Here is an 18,964-nt window from a genome sequence, read left to right as displayed (position 1 = left end):
TTTTTAAATAAAATGCCCCAAACATTACCAATAAAATTGTAACAAAAAATCCTATTTCAAGATTTTATTGGAAAAATAAGAAGCTTGTAAAAGTTCCTTGCTAGATAGCAGCGGCTTTCAGAGTATAATACCCCTCCCCTCACAACGATTGCAACTTTTCTTACATATTGCAATGATGTCATATCAAAGGCTAAAGAAAGATAGAGTACATATTCTATAATCACCATTGCATAAATATCTTACACGCTTTATGCTTTTCCATGAGAGCAAAAGGAAGATGTCAATGTCATCTAAACTGACGCGTAACCAAACATTGGTTTTAAACACTTTAAAAAATGCAAAGGGGCCTTTAAGTGCTTATGCGATTCTCGACCATTTACGCGAAGAAGGTTTTCGTGCACCTCTCCAAGTTTATCGTGCGTTAGAAAAACTCGTACAGTTAAAGTGTATTCATCGTCTTGAAAGTGTAAATGCCTTTATGGTCTGTTTACACCCTGAAAACTGTCAACATGAACTTACAACGTTTATAATTTGCGAAAACTGTGGCACAGTCAACGAAATACAAAATCAAACGATTGTATCGAGTTTAAAACAGATGGTTCAAGCGGTTGACTTCCAAGCACACAAAAGCACCCTAGAAGTACGAGGTCTTTGTAAAAAATGCGCAATAAAATAAGACCTCTAACTTGAAAACAAGATCTCTAACTTGCAAGTTTATATATTTAGCATTATGTACCAGAGATCGCCTTATTGTTTGAAAAGCTCTTATCGTCTGTATATATCACCCTACCCTAGAGTGAGAGGCTTATTATACTCGTTAGAACATAAATATTGAAAGTATAAATCATGTCCATATCTGAGACAATTTTTTCAGCCAAAAATTTCAATAAAAAGCAACAAAGGAAAGTAATCAAGGCTCTTCTTATTGTCTCTGCAATTTTTGTGCTTTGGTTTAGCTATAAGTGGATAACACAATGGCGTTATATGCTCTCCACTGAAGATGCCTATGTACAAGGAGATATAGCCGCTATTGCGACTAAATTAAATGGATATATTGAAAAAATTGCTATTAAAGCCAACCAAGTTGTAAAAAAGGACGATGTTTTATTTTACTTAGACAATGGTGATTATCAAATAGCCTTAGATCAAACAGAAGCGCATCTTAACACACAGAAAAAAACACTTCTACGCATTGATGCACAAATCACAGCCGCTCATAGTGCTTTAGATGATGCAAAAGCGCAAAAAGCAGCCGCTTCAGCTATAGCAACCAATGCACAACTCACCTTAAAACGTGTAACAGAACTGAAAGCCGATCGTTATGCCCCTCAATCTGAGGTCGATGATGCCAAATCAGCTTATGAACAAGCCATTGCAAATGTTAACAGAGCAGATGCACAAATCGCTGCAGCACGTGCAAATATCCGAGTACTAGAAGCACAACGAAGTGAAACAGAAAGCCAAACAAAGAGTTTAGAACTTTCGCGTGAAAAAGCACAACGTGATCTTGATTCAACCATTATACGCGCGCCATTTGATGGAATCATAGGAAATTTAACAGCAAAAACGGGAGATTTTGTTGTAAATGGCCAACGTCTTGCAGCGTTAGTCCCCATCCATGCACTTTATATTGAAGCAAACTATAAAGAAACACAGTTGCAAAATATTCATGCGGGACAAAAGGCTTATATTTCTGTTGATGCCTTCAAAAAGGAGGTCTTTACAGGAACAGTGCTTTCTATTTCACCCGCAACAGGTGCTGTTTTTTCTCTTCTTCCTCCACAAAACGCTACCGGTAACTTTACAAAGATTGTCCAACGCATTCCCGTACGTATTTCTATTCCAGAAGAAGTCTTAAAGACCGGACATATCCGAGCAGGAATGAGTGTTTCAGTAGAAGTTGATACACGTACAAAACCACAAGATATAAGTCTCTTATAATAACAAGAAAATGACCTCATTATTATGACATCTTCAATACCAAAGCCCATACAGTCTCAAGAGCGCATAGAAATCCGTAACATTGTGATTTTCATAGTTATGGCCTTTGGCATGTTCATGGCGATTTTGGATATACAAATCGTTGCCTCCTCTTTAGCCGAAGTTCAAGCGGGGCTTACAGCAAGCTCTGAAGAAATTTCATGGGTTCAAACCTCCTATCTCATCGCTGAAGTCATCATGTTGCCCCTTTCTGGATTCTTAGGAAGATTGCTTTCAACACGTGTTTTCTTCACCATATCAGCGATCGGGTTTACGATTACTTCTGTTCTTTGTGCAACAGCAACATCTATTGGAGAAATGATTATCTATCGCGCACTACAAGGCTTTATTGGTGGTGGAATTATCCCAAGCGTTTTTGTCGCCTCTTATGTTCTTTTTCCTCCTTCCAAACGCCCAATTGTTACCCCTATTGTTGGACTAGTCGCAACATTAGCCCCCACCATTGGTCCAACGATCGGAGGTTATCTTTGTCATATCTTATCATGGCACTGGCTTTTTCTCATTAATGTGCCTTTTGGGATTATTATTTCAATTCTCGCTTGGAAGTTGATTGATTTTGATAAAGCAAATCCATCTCTCATGGCTAAATTTGACTGGTTGGGGCTCATTTCTATGGCTGTTTTTCTAGGAACTTTAGAGTATGTACTAGAAGAAGGCGCACGTCATGATTGGCTGAATGATAGGCTGGTTCGGAATTTGTTCATTATCATGATTCTTGCTGCCACCTTGTTCTTCTGGCGTGCTTTTACAGCAAAAGAACCCATTGTAGATCTCTCTACTTTTTCTAATTTTAATTTTTCAGCTGCATCCATTTTTTCCTTTTCACTGGGGATAGGTCTTTATGGACTCACGTACCTTTATCCTGTCTATTTGAGCCAAATCCGCCATTATGATGCCCTTATGATTGGAGAAACATTGTTTCTTTCAGGATTCGTCATGTTATTAACGGCTCCCCTTGCAGGATTCCTTTCAGCACGAATGGATGCACGTTTAATGATGGCAATAGGACTTTTTGGTTTTGCAATAGGCACTTGGATGGCAAGCGCTATCACAGATAAGTGGGATTTTTGGCAGCTTTTTTGGCCGCAAGTTTTCCGTGGTGCTTCTGTAATGTTATGTATGGTTCCTATTAATAATATTGCATTGGGAACACTCCCACCAGAACGAATGCAAAATGCTTCTGGACTCTTTAATCTCACACGGAATCTAGGTGGTGCTGTGGGGCTTGCCATTATCAGCACGCTCATGACAAAACGCACGGACTTCCATTATGGACGAATAGCCGAAACACTTAACCACGCAAACAGACAAGCAACTGAAATGCTTTCAAAGCTTACTTTATTGTTCAAAACAGAAACCTTTGATTCCTATACTCTTGCTCTTTCTCAATTGTTTAATATAGTCCGCATACAAGCAATGATTATGGCTTTTAGTGATATTTTCTTTATCATAACCATCATCTTTAGCGTTTTGGCGTTTATGACTATTTTTCTCAGAAAAATACCACCCCTCATGGATTCACCACCAAGTCACTAAGCTTCATTAAAGTTGAAGAATATTTTTTATATCCTTATCCCTTTCCTCGATTTTTATCACTTTATCTCTTCTCAAGAGACAATATAAATTAATATGTGATTCTCAATGATTCTTCTGATAAAAATTCTTTTGAATGCAGGCTCTTTACGCACTTTTAAAATAACTTCTCACATGCAAAATTGCTTTAGATGATAATAAACAAAGAGCTTACCTAACGTGCTCCACACTATAAAGATAAAGCAGCTATTTCTATAAGATTTTTGATTTATCACCATAGGGCACAAACGATTAAAAGATTCTTTGCCCTTCATCTCTTTTGATTCTTACAAGAATATTCATAAAAGATTTATGATTCTTGTGATTTTTATTCACGCACCTATTTTCCCTTATAATGTGTAGGATAACGTTTTTTTGATTCTGAATGCAAAATTTTATATGAGAAAATCATTTTGTATTTGATACTCTCATGCCAATTGCAAAACGATTTACCTTTATAGCAAAAAAAGTAATGATATATTTTTTTCAAAAAAGCTGCTTTTGAACATGTAATTTTATTTTTTTACACTCTTTTAAAAAAGCTGATACTTATAATTTTGATTCTACTGCTGCATATTTTTCTTTCTTAAGCCCCTTCTCTTTCAACAAGCGCTAAAATTGTATAAAATTTCTCTATTGAATCAATCAAAACCATTCCCTTGCACATAAAAAGCAAAGAAATAAAAACTGTTTAAGAAAAAAGTAAAATACCGAATCGTTTTGATGCAAGATCGACCAACGATATTGAAAACTGGAAAACTGTATGATGATACCGACTTTAAAAGAATACAAGACAACTCAAAAATCTGATTCCTTTAATATTATAAGATAGGACGCTATTTCAAAAAATGAGCTTAAAATATATTCCTACTCACTGAACTGAAATTATCAAAAATAAGAAACCAGCCATATAATAAAATCGCAATAGAACTCCCCAAAAACTTTGTAGCGCTAAATACCTTGGCACGAGCCAAAACAATATGCTCTCCTCAATGGCAGCTGCTGAAAAACAAAATAAACACTATCTTTAAGCGACTTTATGATGCTGAAAACGATTTGAAACTTCTCGTTCTCCACTAGGAACCAAAGTGCCATAACACCCAGCAAGATAGTTTGGTATCAGTTCCAACGCTTGAAAGCGATGTTTTTCGTAAGGACCAGGCATTGCCAAATTTTCTGTTAAACTATTTGAAAAGCCAAAACGTTGATAAAATTCAAAATCCCCTACCAGCAAAATGGCGCCATATCCCAATTTTTTTGCTGTTTCAATTGCATGGCGGACTAAAATTGATCCTATTCCCATACCAGCACATTCAGCAGCAACAGCCAAGGGGCCTAAAAGTAAAGCATGTTGTGTTTCATTTTTTCCTTTAGAAAAAGAAACATGCCAAAGACGAACACTTCCCACAAGCTCTCCAAGCGCATTTTTAACCACAAAAGAAAGCCCTTGAGCAGCCAAACGACCACGACGTAAAGCCTCTGATGATTTACGTTTACGTCCATACCCCATCATTGAATCAAGCAAAATTTCTCGATAAGGCTTATCGGTTTCTTGCTCCAATAAAAGTGTAAAACATGCCCCATTTTTTGTTTGAAAATTAATCATGTTCATCTCTATAACCGCCCTCTTACAGCGCCATGACGAGCATAGCAAAAAATCAAAAAAACTATAGTTAAAAGGAAATGTCAGATCACATATGATCGTAAAGGCTCAAAGCCATTAAAAGCAACCGATGCGTAAGTTGTTGTGTAAGCACCAGTTCCATGAATCAATATTTCATCTCCTATTGTTAGGGATAGAGGAAGCGGATAAGGTGTTTTTTCATAGAGAACATCTGCCGAATCGCATGTTGGTCCAGCCAAAATACAAGGCTCCATCACCTTATCATCATGAGGTGTCTCAATAGGATAACGAATGGCTTCATCCATAGTCTCAGCAAGACCATTAAATTTCCCAATATCAAGATAAACCCATCGTACATTATCGTTATCAGCTTTTTTAGATATTAGAACAACTTCTGTACGAATAACACCAGCATTGCCAACCATCGCACGTCCTGGCTCAATAATCGTCTCAGGGATACGATTACCAAAATGCTTTTTCAATGAATCAAAAACTGCTGTACCATAAGCTTGTTCTGTCGGGACATCTTTCAAATAACGCGTTGGAAAACCGCCCCCCATATTCACCAATTTCAGTGAAATACCTTCTTGTTCCAAACGCTTAAACACTGTAGCAGCATCCGATAAAGCACGATCCCATGCACTCAGATCAACCTGCTGAGACCCAACATGAAAAGAAACACCATAGGCTTGCAAACCCAATTGGTGTGCCCGTCTTAGCACATCAACCGCCATAGCAGGAACACAACCGAATTTGCGTGACAATGGCCACTCAGCACCTTTTCCATCGGTAAGAACACGGCAAAAAACACGTGCTCCTGGAGCAACACGCGCAATTTTTTCTACTTCTTCAACACAATCAACGGCATAAAGTGAAACTCCCAGTGCATATGCCCGTGCAATATCACGCTCTTTTTTAATCGTATTCCCAAAAGAAATACGCTCTGACGTTGCTCCTGCTTTTAAAGCCATTTCAATTTCTGCAACAGAAGCCGCATCAAAAGAAGATCCTAAAGAACTCAGCAAACTCAAGATTTCAGGTGCTGGATTAGCCTTTATTGCGTAAAAAATACGAGACTGCGGCAAAGCTTTTTCAAAGTTTAAATAATTGTCACGAACAACATCAAGGTCAACAATTAAGCATGGACCTTCAGAACGATGTGTTGCAAGAAAATCGCGAATACGTTGCGTTGCCATCTGCAATTCTCCTTGAGGGAATGCTCCCCCACTCTATGCTTGGACAGCCAAAGCTACCAAAAGCTAAAGGACAAAAAACACACAACAACCATCCCCATTCTGATTACGAAAAACCAGAAATTAGCATTGCATGCAGCGAAAGAACAGCGCGAAACCGCGTTATTCTATTTTATCTGCCTTTTTGATTGGAGTTGAGAAAACCACTTCCGCACTGAAGGCAATGAGGTGTGCCTCTATAGTTATCCCAGCGTTTAAAAGCTGGAAGACACCAGAAAGGCCCGCACCGTCGTTGCTTCAAGATGTCCTCATTCTTGCAATTGGCTGTAAGAATGACTGGAGCGGTTAGTTCCAGGTACCGTACCGGTTAATCTCACCATTTGAGAACCAGCGGACACCCACAGGCACGTGCGACTTTGGGCAAGGCATCCTATAAAACGAATCCTTTCTCATTTCAATCATTTTTTTAATTTTAAACATTTTTTAATTCTTAAAGATAAAATGGGTGCAAAAAAACAACACTCTCCCCCTGCAAACAAAGTCATTCATCCACTTTCATGGGATCACTCCCCTCATGTAAAACAGCATACCCCAAACGGAATATAGTTGGGTTATATCTTCACGTATTTTCTTTAAAGAAATATTTCTTAAAGTGCTCGAGCCCATTTCGCACCAGCACCCGTAAATGATAGAATGATACCCCCAATGAAATAATATAAAATTTATTGAACCCACTATCTTTAGGCTTCATAAAAGAGCAAGCTGATCATCATCACACACTAAGCCCCCAATGTTGTGACAGCCCTTGACATTTGAGACGATTCATAAGAGGCACATCTTCTCTTGTATTGTTTTACTCCACATGACTTTCCCCGCTTGTAACGTGGAAGAGATATGGTTTTTATTGATTCAACCATAAAAACAGGCTTGGAATGAGAAAATCATGATGATATTCATGATCTCTTATTCAAAGATGTAAACAGCCAATAATTATGAATCAATGTGCTAAATTGTTCGTAAATAACTTTGTCTATTTTAAAATGAAAAGTATTTGAAATACTCAATCCTATAAAGTCAAAGAAAGCAAACAATCTATAATGATTATTTATAAGTCAAATAATTTAACATAAACAAAAAGACCGAATAATATCCGGTCTTATAAAATATTTTTCTACCAATATTAAAAAACTCTTCTCTCTTAAATTTAAGAGAAAAACGCTACAATTTAAAGCCCTATACTGCGATATCCTTATGTCCCTTGATGAGAATCAATTGCACGCAACTTCAACAATTGAAACTGCCTATGGCGCTCACGAAAGCGCTCTCTATCGGCTTCACTACGCGTGTTATAACAAGCATCACAGGAAACACCTTCTTCATAATGAGGCGATAATTTGCTTTCAGCATTAAGAGGAGAACGACATGCGCGACACAATTCGCGACCACATTCTTCAAGACCATGTTGAACAGAAACACGTTCATCAAAAACAAAGCACTCACCCCACCATAAACTTTTCTCTTTTGGAATTTTTTCTAAATATTTTAGAATGCCACCTTTTAAATGGTAGACTTTCTCATAACCAAGATCACGAACATAAGCTGTTGATTTTTCACACCGAATACCACCTGTACAAAACATGGCAATTTTCTTTTTTTTCTTTAACTCAGCCTCATGTTTACGCACCCATTCAGGAAATTCGCGAAATGTTTTAATCTGCGGATCAATCGCTCCTTGAAAACTCCCGATTGCATATTCATAGTCATTCCGTGTATCGATTAAAATTGTCTCTTCATCTTGAATAAGAGCATTCCAATCTTCAGGATCGACATAAGTACCAACAACTTTTAGCGGATCAACCCCTTCAACCCCCATTGTCACAATCTCTTTTTTCAACCGCACTTTCATGCGATGAAAAGGCATTTTTGATGCCCATGAATATTTAATCTCGGGCGTTTGAAACGCTGGCTCAGCCGTAATAAAGTCCACCAATGCCTCAATCGCAGCACAAGAACCAGCAACTGTTCCATTAATTCCCTCTTGTGCTAAAAGGAGGGTTCCTTTGATATCCTTTGCTTGACATAAATCCTGCAAAGGTTTTTGTAATTGACGATAATGCTTCAAATCTGCAAAGCAATAAAGTGCAGCAACTTTAAAATTCTTTTCCATGTGTTTTGCCATAACGCGCGTTTCATTCAATTTCAAGATCTATTCATTTACTCTTTAACATATTGTGCTTAATCAAACGATACAAATAATATCATCTCCAAAAAGAAAAAATATCATGTGCCAAAAAAGAGAAAAGCTTTTATTATATCTCCAAGGACAAACTGTTATCCCTGTTTTGCTCATTGACAATCTACAAAGTGCTGTACCCTTAACACGTGCTCTTGTCAAAGGCGGATTAAAAACAATTGAGATCACCTTGCGAACACCAAATGCCCTCAAAGCAATTCAGACGATTACACAAGAAGTCCCTGAAGCCATTGTTGGAGCTGGAACAGTTCTCAACACGACACACTACGAACAAGCCGAACAAGCTGGAGCCAAGTTTATTGTAAGCCCCGGATTATCCAATGAATTAATCAATTGTGCAAAAAATAGTGAAATTCCCCTTCTTCCCGGAGCAATGACCACAAGTGAACTCATGAAAGCATTAGATAAAGGCTATTCATATCTTAAATTTTTCCCTGCTGAAGCAGCTGGAGGGATTGCCTTCATCGAAGCTTTAGCATCTCCCTTCTCTGATATCCGGTTTTGCCCAACCGGTGGTATAACACAAAAAAGTGCACCACAATGGCTCCAACTGCCCAATGTCTTCTGTGTTGGAGGTTCTTGGATAGCGCCCCAAAAACTTATTGCCATAAGTGATTGGGATTCAATTACTGCATTAGCATACACCGCATCACAACTTCCCTCTCCCTCGAAAAAAGCTCTTTCTACAATATAATGTTAAAGTGCAAGAATATCAGTCCCTTCAACAAGACCAAAGCTTTCACACATTCTTGCGCAATCTTTTAACATTGCCATGGAACTACAAATCATCACCCAATCTTCATCGAGATGAATTTTGGGAAGTGCTATTGTTTCAAAAAAGCACCCACTCTCCATAACAGTCGTAATACGCCCCATATGCTCAGAAAGCTCACGAGTGATCATAGGATAAAATTTCAACTGTTGTGCATATGCCCCATAATGAGTGGATCTTGTTGCAAAGAGGAAACAAAATCTTTTGCATAAATTAACTCATTCTTTTCGCGCATTATTTAAATAAGAACAACTTCTGAAAATTTTTCATAAATGTCAGGCTCACGAATAAAGCTTGCAAAAGGAAAAACCTATACCGGTTTGAAAGAAGATAAAACATCAACTTTCCCACTCATTACCCCACAAAAGCGCGCTCTACAACATAAGTTGCAGGAGCATTATTGGCCCCTTCAACAAGCCCAAAACTTTCACACATCCTTGCGCAATCTTTTAACATTGCCATGGAACCACAAATCATCACCCGATCTTCATCAGCATGAATTTGGGAAAAGCCGGTTGTTTCAAAAAAACATCAACTTTCCCACTCATTACTCCACAAAAGCGCGCTCTACAACATAAGTTGCAGGAGCATTATTGGCCCCTTCAACAAGCCCAAAACTTTCACACATCCTTGCGCAATCTTTTAACATTGCCATGGAACCACAAATCATCACCCGATCTTCATCAGGATGAATTTTAGGAAGGCCTGTTGTTTCAAAAAAGTCCCCACTTTCCATCACAGTTGTAATACGGCCCATATGCTCGGAAGGTTCACGAGTAGTCATAGGATAAAATCTCAACTGTTGTGCATACTCTCCAATGAGTGGATCTTGTTGCAAAGAGGAAACAAGATCTTTTGCATAAATTAACTCATTCTTTTCGCGCGTTGTTTGAATAAGGACAACTTCTGAAAATTTTTCATAAGTGTCAGGATCACGAACAAGACTTGCAAAAGGAGCAACCCCCGTCCCAGTTGAAAGAAGATAAAGACGTTTTCCAGGAATAAGAGCATCAAGAACCAGCGTTCCTGTAGATTTTTTACGCATGAGAACTGTATCACCAATTTTAATTTTTTGGAGATGCTCAGTTAAAGGTCCCCCTGGAACTTTTATCGAAAAAAACTCAAGCTGTTCATCCCAAAAGGGACTTGCAATCGAATAAGCGCGATAAATCGGCTTTTCTGCATTTGGCAAACCGATCATAACAAACTCACCCGAACGAAAACGAAAACTATCCGGACGATTCAGACGGAATTTAAATAACCGATCTGTATAGTGATAAACCTCTTGGACAGTAAGGGCGAACACATTCTCAGGAATCGGAAAATTTGTAACGCTGCTGATGCTTGACGGAACATTGGTAGCAGACGTATTCATACTCTTCCCTATATCTTTATTGAACATTAAATTTCGAATCCTTAACGTGATATAGTACTTGCACAACCATCTGCCAACAATTTTCTTAAAACAAAAGTCTCACGGCTAACACTTTTATGCCAAAATTAAATAAATGAGGAAAATACGAACACAAACCCCATTCAAAGAAAAACAAAACATTGAGTATTAAACAATCTCGGTACTCTTTTCCCCTTTAACTCATAATGCATATTTCCATTGTAACGCTATAACACTCTCTCACTTGACAAAACTTATAACCAAAAACCTTAAAATAAGAGAGATAAAATTTTTGTTGAATGAGTCTAACGCGCTCTATAAGCGATAAAATTGATTTCACTTAAAACCAATCAAACACTAGAAAGTAAATATTGGATACCCAATCCATCTTGAAAACAAATAATATCCAAATCAACGAGTTTTCTAAATCAACAGTTTTTAATGTATCAAAAAGTGTTTACACACTGTTTTCCATTCAATAAAAATAATTTTAAGTACATGAGACGACATCCAAAATTGCACAGATGAGTGACCTTTCCCCTCATGGTAGAAAACTTGTAATGCATTGATTTAACGTGGTTAATTTAATCATTTTCCTTCTCTACATAAGCAGCCAATGCAATATTTAATCAAAACAATCACACCAGCAACAACAGTCTAACATTGCACTCTTCAAAATGATACAATACAATAACTTATGCTTTCTTTTTTAAGATGCCTCAACGAGGGAAAATAAGTAAAAAAATAAAAATCTATGTTTTACAAATTATCAGAAGATACCGTATTGATAACAACACAAATAAAACTAAAACATCTCTTATATCCAGAGTACCATTTTACATAACAAAATGACTTTCATGGTGCATAATCCAACATGAGCTCCTTATGACTTTGACCATAGCAAATAGAGCCTTTCCCTATATCGTAAAGAACCTCAATGAAATAATCAAAGAAAACTCCGTATTTCACGAACACAGATAAGCTTTTAAAATGAACAAATACGTTAATGATGAAATAAATACATCACTCTATACAGCTGTAGCAACCGTCGACGTCAGTGCCATTGTTTCCAATTATATCACTTTAGCCAAACGTGTATCTCCAACACAATGTTCAGCAGTTGTAAAAGCAAATGCTTATGGATTAGGAGCTCACAAAATTGCTCCTGCCCTTTATCAAGCTGGTTGTCGCACTTTTTTTGTTGCCCAAATCAGAGAAGCACTCCAATTAAAAAGCACTTTACCATCAAATGTCACGATTTCTCTTCTGAATGGACTCCCACACTCAGCAGAAGAGTTTGTCGCACAATCTGGTATTGTTCCTGTTCTAAATTCTTGGAATGCCATTGAAAATTGGCAAAAAATTTGTCAAAAAAAAGATAAAAAATTTCCAGCAATTGTTCAAATCGATACCCATATGAACCGATTAGGACTGGATCAAAAAGAATTACAAAAACTCATCAAACACCCTACAATTTTCGAAAAAGCAGAAATAAAATATATTCTTAGTCACCTTTCTAACGGAGAAGATGATACTCACCCATCAAATTATGCCCAATTAACTTCTTTCAAAACTGCTCTTACGCAATTGCCAACCTGCAGAGCTTCCTTTGCCAATTCAGGAGGCATTTTTCTGGGATCAAATTTTTATTTTGATCTTGTTCGCCCCGGTATTGCACTTTACGGAGTCGCCCCCCAAGAAAAACACACATCCCTTCTAAAACCTGTTTTAAAACTTGAAGCCCAAGTTCTTCAAAACCGTGTTGTTGATGTAGGCACACCTGTTGGTTATGGAGAAAGCTTTATAACGAACAGACCAAGTACTCTTGCAACCATTTCTATTGGCTATGCAGATGGCTGGCTCCGTGCTCTTTCAAATAAAGGAGCAGTTTACTTCAATGGACACAAACTGCCCATGGTTGGACGCGTTTCTATGGATTCCATTATTGTAGATACGACCGATCTTGATCAAAAACCTCAAACAGGTGACTGGGTAGAACTCATTGGCCCCCATCAAACACTTGAAAAAGTATCTATAGATGCCAACACCCTTCCCAATGAAATTCTAACGTCTCTTGGACCACGCTATAAATACATTTACACATAAAGACACTATTAAAGAAATAAACTGAATAAAAATCATTATGTTAGAAATTTAGGGAGGCTCTTACGAAAGATTTTACCACAATCAATCGCATAGAATGATCATAGACACCGTACATTCACAGAAATCTCAAAATAGACACATTGATGGATTGTTTTAGAGAAGAGGCTTACACTCAAAATACAAAAACTTAGCCTTTCTTTCATAAATTAACGAAAAAGAATATATTGCCAATTTTTTAAAATTAATAGCCCAATTAAGCCAAACTGTTAATTGGCAATTCGACATATCGAATAACAGTACTAAATATCGTAAACTTCTTTTATTTCAGCCTTATATAATGAAGCAATCAAAATCATTCGCTTGCATACCACAAGCTGAACTATGTGTAGATAAAAATGATTTAAGAAAAGAATAATGCTTCTAATGAACCGCCTCAAATACCAAAAGCTGTAAGCAGCACCCACGAACTGGCAAAGTGTATGATAGTGCCAACTTCCTTCTTCATAGAGCATAAAGATTGGGGAGCTCTCAATAGATTTATCGTTGTACCATTCACAAGCGCCGTCGCGAAATGGGATTGGGAGCGAAATGTCTCTTTAAAACAAACACGTGAATTAACAACACAAGAATATTCTTTTGGGAGCGTTCTGTTTCACATGAGGGTCGTGCCCCCACTAAAAAACACAATAAATAAAAATATGGAGCAATGTGTAATCCCCATTATTTAAAAAACATTGCTTTAAATGCTTTTGAAAGCCGTAAAGCTGAATTAAAAGGAGATGTCAAACTGAGGATTGAGTTTTACCTTTACGGCTTTACATTTTCCCAAAATGAGATTGTCTTCCAGTTTCAAAGATTACGTCAACAGAAATACGCAATCCCCTCGCCCTCATCTGACAGACAAAAGCTGGAACGACTCATAAAACTCTTTTTTTCTCAATCTCTGACTCAAAACATGTGGCTGCGTTAAGTTTGGATGTTGATTTACAGGCAACAGCTAAAGCACACGGGCTCTTAGGAAAACAGTGCCGTAAAGTCACAAACTGACCTACAATGAAGTGGAAAGATGTGCTGGCTTTTTATAAGACACCTTGTAAAAAACACCCATAATACATTTGACTTTGCGTTTTCTCATTCTAACAGGTGTTCTTACATATTTTTGCGTCATATTTACAAAAAGCAGATTAAAGAGAAATATTTAGACAATTCTTGACTCGAAAAGATGCAACAACAGAGTTTCGCGTGTCTTTATCATCAAAAACACTAAAATTGATTTTATTCTTTCTACAACCGGTTGTCGTCACCCTAGTGAGAAGGAGTATATCACAACACATACAACAGACGTGACCTATCCCCGTAGGTTTCGCTCTCGTTTACATGAATTAGCTGGCTAGACCAATGCCGCCTAGTCACTAAAACCATGTCATACGGTAGAAAGCAAAGGAGAGCATGCCTATTGCCGACAAAACACAGCTTTTTTGTCGACTTTTTCGATTTTTCTCATGTTATAAAAAAACAATGCAAAGTTCTAGAAAATAGACAAATAACACCATAGCAACATGATCAATAAACATAAAACCCACACAAAATGTGTGGGCTTTTTTCGTTCATGCAAATAAACAAATTAAATATATATTTTTTATTTAATAGGTGTTTCCCAATGGCGGGCACGAACAAATGAGCATTCTGTCTCCCGCGACATTATCAATACGTGATACAGGAGGCCAATATTTATTAGCTGGATCAAGAGAACTGTTGGGAAAAGCAGCTTCTTGTCGCGAATAGGGTCGCACCCAAGCATCATCTAAAGTATCTGCCACTGTATGAGGGGCATTCACCAATGGATTATTGTCTTTTGGCCAAACCCCATTCCCAACTTTTTTCGCTTCTTCAGCAATAGAGAGTAAAGCATCACAAAAACGATCAATCTCTGCTTTTGGTTCTGATTCCGTTGGCTCAATCATCAAAGTTCCCGGAACCGGAAACGACATCGTGGGCGCATGGAATCCATAATCAATGAGACGTTTTGCAATATCATCAACACTCACCCCATACTGCTCTTTCAACACGCGTGTATCCACAATACATTCGTGCGCAACACGTCCATGCTTGCCCCGATAAAGAATGGAATAAGCGGCTGAAAGACGTGCAGCAATATAATTGGCATTTAAAATGGCTATTTGTGTTGCATGTTTTAAGCCATCAGCCCCCATCATTCGAATATACATCCATGTAATTGCAAGAATAGATGCACTTCCATAAGGAGCAGCAGAAACCGCATGTGTTGTCCCATCCTGTTCATGACCTGGTACGAATGGTTTGAGATGCGCAGCAACTCCAATTGGTCCCATACCAGGACCACCACCACCATGAGGAATAGCAAATGTTTTATGAAGATTCATATGACAAACATCAGCGCCAATATCCGCAGGACGAGCAAGCCCCACAAGGGCATTGAGATTAGCACCATCAAAATAAACTTGTCCGCCATTTTCATGAATAATAGAACAAATTTCCTTAATGCTTTCCTCGTAAACACCATGGGTTGAAGGATAAGTAATCATAAAAGCAGCCAATTTATCTTTATGCAATTGCGCTTTCATCTTGAGATCATCTACATCAACATCACCATCGCTTAAACATTTTACCACAACGACTTCCATCCCTGCCATATGGGCCGAAGCTGGATTGGTACCATGCGCAGATGCAGGAATAAGACAAACTGTACGTTGATGTTCTCCCCGTGATTGGTAATATCGTCGGATAGCCAAAAGCCCAGCATATTCCCCTTGAGCACCAGAATTTGGCTGAAAAGAAACTTGTGCAAATCCTGTAATTTCACACAACCACGCATTTAACTGGTTGATCATCTCCAAATAACCCGCTGCATCCTCTTGTGAAACAAAGGGGTGTATATTGGCCATGCTCGCCCAGCTTACAGGCATCAATTCAGCCGCGGCATTAAGCTTCATTGTACAAGAACCAAGAGGGATCATAGCACGGTCCAGTGCCAAATCCTTATCCGCCAAACGACGCAAAAAGCGCATCATATCTGTCTCTGAATGAACCGCATGAAAAAAAGGCTGAGAAAGAAAAGCAGCATCCCGTTTTTTTCCAAAGAGTCGTGGAGAAACCTTATCAACGAGTTGTGCCCCAAAAAGCTGCGCTAAAGCACCAGCATCTTCTTCTGTCGATAATTCATCAAAATTGATTGCAATAGTGTCATCATCGAGAACACGAATAAGGCGCCCACCTATTTTGGCTTGATGCGCAATTTCTTGCGCTTTTCCCTTAACAGAAATACTCACACAATCAAAAAAGCTTTTCCCTTCAACATGAACCCCTGCTGCTTCTAAACCAGCAACAAAACGACATGTTAAATGATGAATTCGCTGCGCAATTTCTTGTAAGCCTTTTGGCCCATGCCAAACAGCATAAGCGGTTGCCATATTAGCCAACAAAGCCTGCGCTGTACAAATATTTGACGTCGCTTTATCGCGCCGAATATGTTGTTCACGTGTTTGCAAAGCTAAACGAAAACCAACACGCCCTCTCGTATCCACGGATTGACCAACAATACGCCCTGGAATAAGCCGCGTTAATGCATCACTCACAGCAAGGTAACCAGCATGTGGACCACCAAATCCCATCGGAACGCCATAACGCTGCATAGAGCCAACAACGATATCTGCCCCCCATTGAGCCGGTGGCTCCTGAAGGGTAAGCGCTAAAGGATCAGCCACAACGATAACGAAAGCTCCCTTTTCCTTTGCCTCTTTTATGATCTCACTGTAATCATGAAAAGAGCCTTTTGTATCTGGCCAAGATAAAACAATTGCCGCTGTATCAGAATCAATTTCGCCATTTTGGCTAATCTGAATCCCTTGTGTTTCAGCACGCGTTTGCGCAACACTCAAAGTCTGAGGATGTAAAAGACTCTGAAGAGAAATTTTTGTTTTTTTCTCACGAAAAAAGCGAAAAGCAAGGGCATTGGCTTCAGCTAAAGCAGTTGCTTCATCAAGAAGGGAAGCAGCAGCAACAGGCAAACCTGTTAGTTCACTAACCAATGTCTGAAAATAAAATAAAAGCTCTAAACGACCCTGGCTAATTTCTGCTTGATAAGGCGTATAAGCAGTATACCAAGCAGGATTTTCAAACAGATTTCGTAAAATAACCGGAGGCACATAAGTTCCATGATATCCTTGCCCAATAAAACTTTTGTGCACATGGTTACGCTCCATCATCTTGGAGAGTTCTTCCAAGGCTTGCCCTTCACTAGCAGCCTCTGGAAGATTCAGTGAACGTCCCAAATGGATAGAGTGTGGAACAGCTTGAGAAATGAGTGTCTCAACACAATCAAGCTCTAAAACATCAAGCATTTTTTGTGTTTCATCAGGACGCAGCCCAATATGTCGAGAAGAAAAAGAACGCTCGATCATGCCACTCATCCAATCAAAGCCTTATAAGCATCTTTATCTAACAACCCCTCCAGTTGTGTCTCATCCTGCAATGTCATTTTCCATAACCAGCCTTCTGTTTCGGGTTTCTGATTCACCAATTCAGGATTATCAGCCAATGCTTCATTTATTTCGACCACTTCACCATCAAGAGGAGCATAAACATCTGAAGCCGCCTTCACTGATTCCACAACAGCCGCTGCCTCTCCTTTGGAGAGTTTTGTCCCACTTTGTGGTAAATCAACAAAAACCAAATCCCCTAATTGCTCTTGCGCATAATGCGTAACCCCAACAGTCACCACTTGCCCTTCAACGCTAAGCCATTCATGGTCTTGTGTAAAATAAGTTTTAGACATAAAAAATCATCCTTTAAAATAACGTTGTTCAACAAAGGGAAGTGAATGAACTGATAATACAATCTTTTTGCCTCGCAGTTCTGTAAAGACTTGTGTCCCTTCAACTTTAAAATCAACAGGAACATAACCCATCGCGACAGGACCATCAAAAGAAGGACCAAAACCACCTGATGTTACAACGCCAATCTCATTACCTTGGTCATCAAGAAGCACCGCACCAGCACGAATAGGTTGGCGCGTTTGCGGTTTTAATCCAACACGACAACGAGCAGGTCCTTTTTGCAGTGCTTCAAGAAAAGCTTTCGCACCATAAAATTGTGCTTTTTCTCGAACACTTTTAGGAACAGCCCATGTTAAAGCCGCATCAATAGGTGTCGTATTAGGAGTAATATCATTTCCATGCAAACACAGCCCCGCTTCCAACCGCAAGCTATCTCGTGCGGCCAGTCCAATCCACTCAACCCGAGAATCACTCAGCAATTTTTCAGCCAACATATGCGCATGCCCTATAGGCAAAGCAATTTCAAAACCATCCTCTCCCGTATAACCAGAACGCGTTATAAACCAATCCTGTTGTGGTTCGAATCCTTGCATAAAGAACAATTCATTCCCTGGTAAATCGGCATCAGCAAGAACAGCTGCCGCTTCAGGACCTTGAAGAGCAAGCAATACCCTTTCAAGGGCAATCACTTGACATTCAAAATCAACAGCGCGCTTTTCCAATTCTACAAAATCAGCCTGTGCATTCCCAGCATTGGCAACCAACATAAAACGGCCCTCTTCCAAACGGGTAATGATAAGATCATCAAGAATACCAGCCTGCTCATTAAGCAAATAATTATACCGTGAATGCCCAATCTTTAAAGCTGCGGCATCAATAGGAAAAGCATAGGACAAAAATTCCACAGCTTGTGCCCCTTCAACCGCAATCAATTTCATATGAGAAATATCAAAAAGTCCTGCATGCGCACGCGTATGAAGATGCTCTTTTAAAACGCCAAGAGGATAAGTTAAAGGCATGTTCCAACCCGCAAAAGCACCAAATTTTGCTCCTGCTTTTTCATGCAAATCATATAAAGGAAGTGTTTTTAAAAAAGATGTTTCTTGTGCTGTGCCCATAGTAACTCCAAAGCTGCGCTAACGCCCACAAAATATGGTCGTCTCTGCCCCCTCTGTCATCAACCTGAGAGACTCGCGAAAAGATCTTTCGCTTACACCTTCGGCGCGGGTTTTCCC

12 protein-coding genes and 2 pseudogenes are annotated in these 18,964 nt (G+C 38.9%); 5 read left to right on the top strand and 9 right to left on the bottom strand.

The annotated features are described in order from the left end of the window. Window positions 1-283: 283 nt before the first annotated feature. The 3 genes from ACFIJJ_RS07340 to ACFIJJ_RS07330 all read left to right on the top strand — a co-directional run bounded on the left by ACFIJJ_RS07340 (window position 284) and on the right by ACFIJJ_RS07330 (window position 3,537). Window positions 284-676 carry a Fur family transcriptional regulator gene (locus tag ACFIJJ_RS07340; RefSeq protein WP_375623913.1) on the top strand — a complete coding sequence of 131 codons (393 nt, stop codon included), beginning with the start codon at window positions 284-286 and terminating at the stop codon, window positions 674-676. Between the two features lie 170 nt (window positions 677-846). Further along, complete coding sequence (locus tag ACFIJJ_RS07335; protein ID WP_375623911.1) at window positions 847-1,941, top strand: HlyD family secretion protein; 1,095 nt, start codon at window positions 847-849, stop codon at window positions 1,939-1,941. 24 nt (window positions 1,942-1,965) lie between these two features. After that, window positions 1,966-3,537 (top strand): DHA2 family efflux MFS transporter permease subunit, encoded by a 1,572-nt coding sequence (locus ACFIJJ_RS07330; protein WP_375623909.1) that lies wholly within the window; start codon window positions 1,966-1,968, stop codon window positions 3,535-3,537. A gap of 1,063 nt (window positions 3,538-4,600) precedes the next feature. Here the strand turns inward: ACFIJJ_RS07330 and ACFIJJ_RS07325 are convergent. From ACFIJJ_RS07325 to ACFIJJ_RS07315, 3 genes are all read right to left on the bottom strand, one after another. After that, entirely contained in the window at window positions 4,601-5,185 is a 585-nt protein-coding gene (locus tag ACFIJJ_RS07325; RefSeq protein ID WP_375623907.1) for a GNAT family N-acetyltransferase, read from the bottom strand. 74 nt (window positions 5,186-5,259) lie between these two features. Then, window positions 5,260-6,393 carry a type III PLP-dependent enzyme gene (locus ACFIJJ_RS07320; protein ID WP_375623905.1) on the bottom strand — a complete coding sequence of 378 codons (1,134 nt, stop codon included), beginning with the start codon at window positions 6,391-6,393 and terminating at the stop codon, window positions 5,260-5,262. Window positions 6,394-7,639: 1,246 nt separating this feature from the next. Next, complete coding sequence (locus ACFIJJ_RS07315; RefSeq protein ID WP_375623917.1) at window positions 7,640-8,557, bottom strand: rhodanese-related sulfurtransferase; 918 nt, start codon at window positions 8,555-8,557, stop codon at window positions 7,640-7,642. A 115-nt stretch (window positions 8,558-8,672) separates the two neighbouring features. On the opposite strand from ACFIJJ_RS07315, the gene eda reads away from it, so the two are divergent. After that, window positions 8,673-9,338, top strand: coding sequence for a bifunctional 4-hydroxy-2-oxoglutarate aldolase/2-dehydro-3-deoxy-phosphogluconate aldolase (gene eda / locus ACFIJJ_RS07310; RefSeq protein WP_375646479.1), 666 nt, complete (start codon window positions 8,673-8,675; stop codon window positions 9,336-9,338). A gap of 2 nt (window positions 9,339-9,340) precedes the next feature. On the opposite strand, the pseudogene ACFIJJ_RS07305 reads toward eda, so the two are convergent. From ACFIJJ_RS07305 to ACFIJJ_RS07295, 3 genes and pseudogenes are all read right to left on the bottom strand, one after another. Then, window positions 9,341-9,726: pseudogene (locus tag ACFIJJ_RS07305) on the bottom strand (ferredoxin--NADP reductase); the annotation flags it as partial. 44 nt (window positions 9,727-9,770) lie between these two features. Next, a pseudogene (locus ACFIJJ_RS07300) lies at window positions 9,771-9,944 on the bottom strand (ferredoxin--NADP reductase); the annotation flags it as partial. 19 nt (window positions 9,945-9,963) lie between these two features. Then, window positions 9,964-10,791 carry a ferredoxin--NADP reductase gene (locus tag ACFIJJ_RS07295; protein WP_375623901.1) on the bottom strand — a complete coding sequence of 276 codons (828 nt, stop codon included), beginning with the start codon at window positions 10,789-10,791 and terminating at the stop codon, window positions 9,964-9,966. A gap of 1,008 nt (window positions 10,792-11,799) precedes the next feature. Here ACFIJJ_RS07295 and alr point away from each other — a divergent pair. Then, window positions 11,800-12,915, top strand: a complete 1,116-nt coding sequence (gene alr / locus ACFIJJ_RS07290; RefSeq protein ID WP_375623899.1) for an alanine racemase — start codon at window positions 11,800-11,802, stop codon at window positions 12,913-12,915. Between the two features lie 1,643 nt (window positions 12,916-14,558). Here alr and gcvP read toward each other — a convergent pair. Genes gcvP through gcvT form a run of 3 tightly spaced genes read right to left on the bottom strand, consistent with a single transcriptional unit; the run spans window position 14,559 to window position 18,847 of the window. Continuing rightward, window positions 14,559-17,354 carry an aminomethyl-transferring glycine dehydrogenase gene (gene gcvP / locus ACFIJJ_RS07285; RefSeq protein ID WP_375646480.1) on the bottom strand — a complete coding sequence of 932 codons (2,796 nt, stop codon included), beginning with the start codon at window positions 17,352-17,354 and terminating at the stop codon, window positions 14,559-14,561. Window positions 17,355-17,359: 5 nt separating this feature from the next. Further along, window positions 17,360-17,728, bottom strand: coding sequence for a glycine cleavage system protein GcvH (gcvH, locus tag ACFIJJ_RS07280; protein WP_375616693.1), 369 nt, complete (start codon window positions 17,726-17,728; stop codon window positions 17,360-17,362). A gap of 6 nt (window positions 17,729-17,734) precedes the next feature. Continuing rightward, the gene (gene gcvT, locus ACFIJJ_RS07275) at window positions 17,735-18,847 is read right to left on the bottom strand and encodes a glycine cleavage system aminomethyltransferase GcvT (RefSeq protein ID WP_375623896.1); all 1,113 of its coding nucleotides are present in this window, start codon (window positions 18,845-18,847) and stop codon (window positions 17,735-17,737) included. Between the last annotated feature and the right edge of the window lie 117 nt (window positions 18,848-18,964).

This window comes from Bartonella sp. TT29SHDZB (assembly GCF_042193395.1).
Classification (GTDB): Bacteria; Pseudomonadota; Alphaproteobacteria; order Rhizobiales; family Rhizobiaceae; genus Bartonella.
The sequence above is the reverse complement of the archived record's forward strand: the minus strand, read 5'-3'. Positions and strand labels throughout refer to the sequence as shown.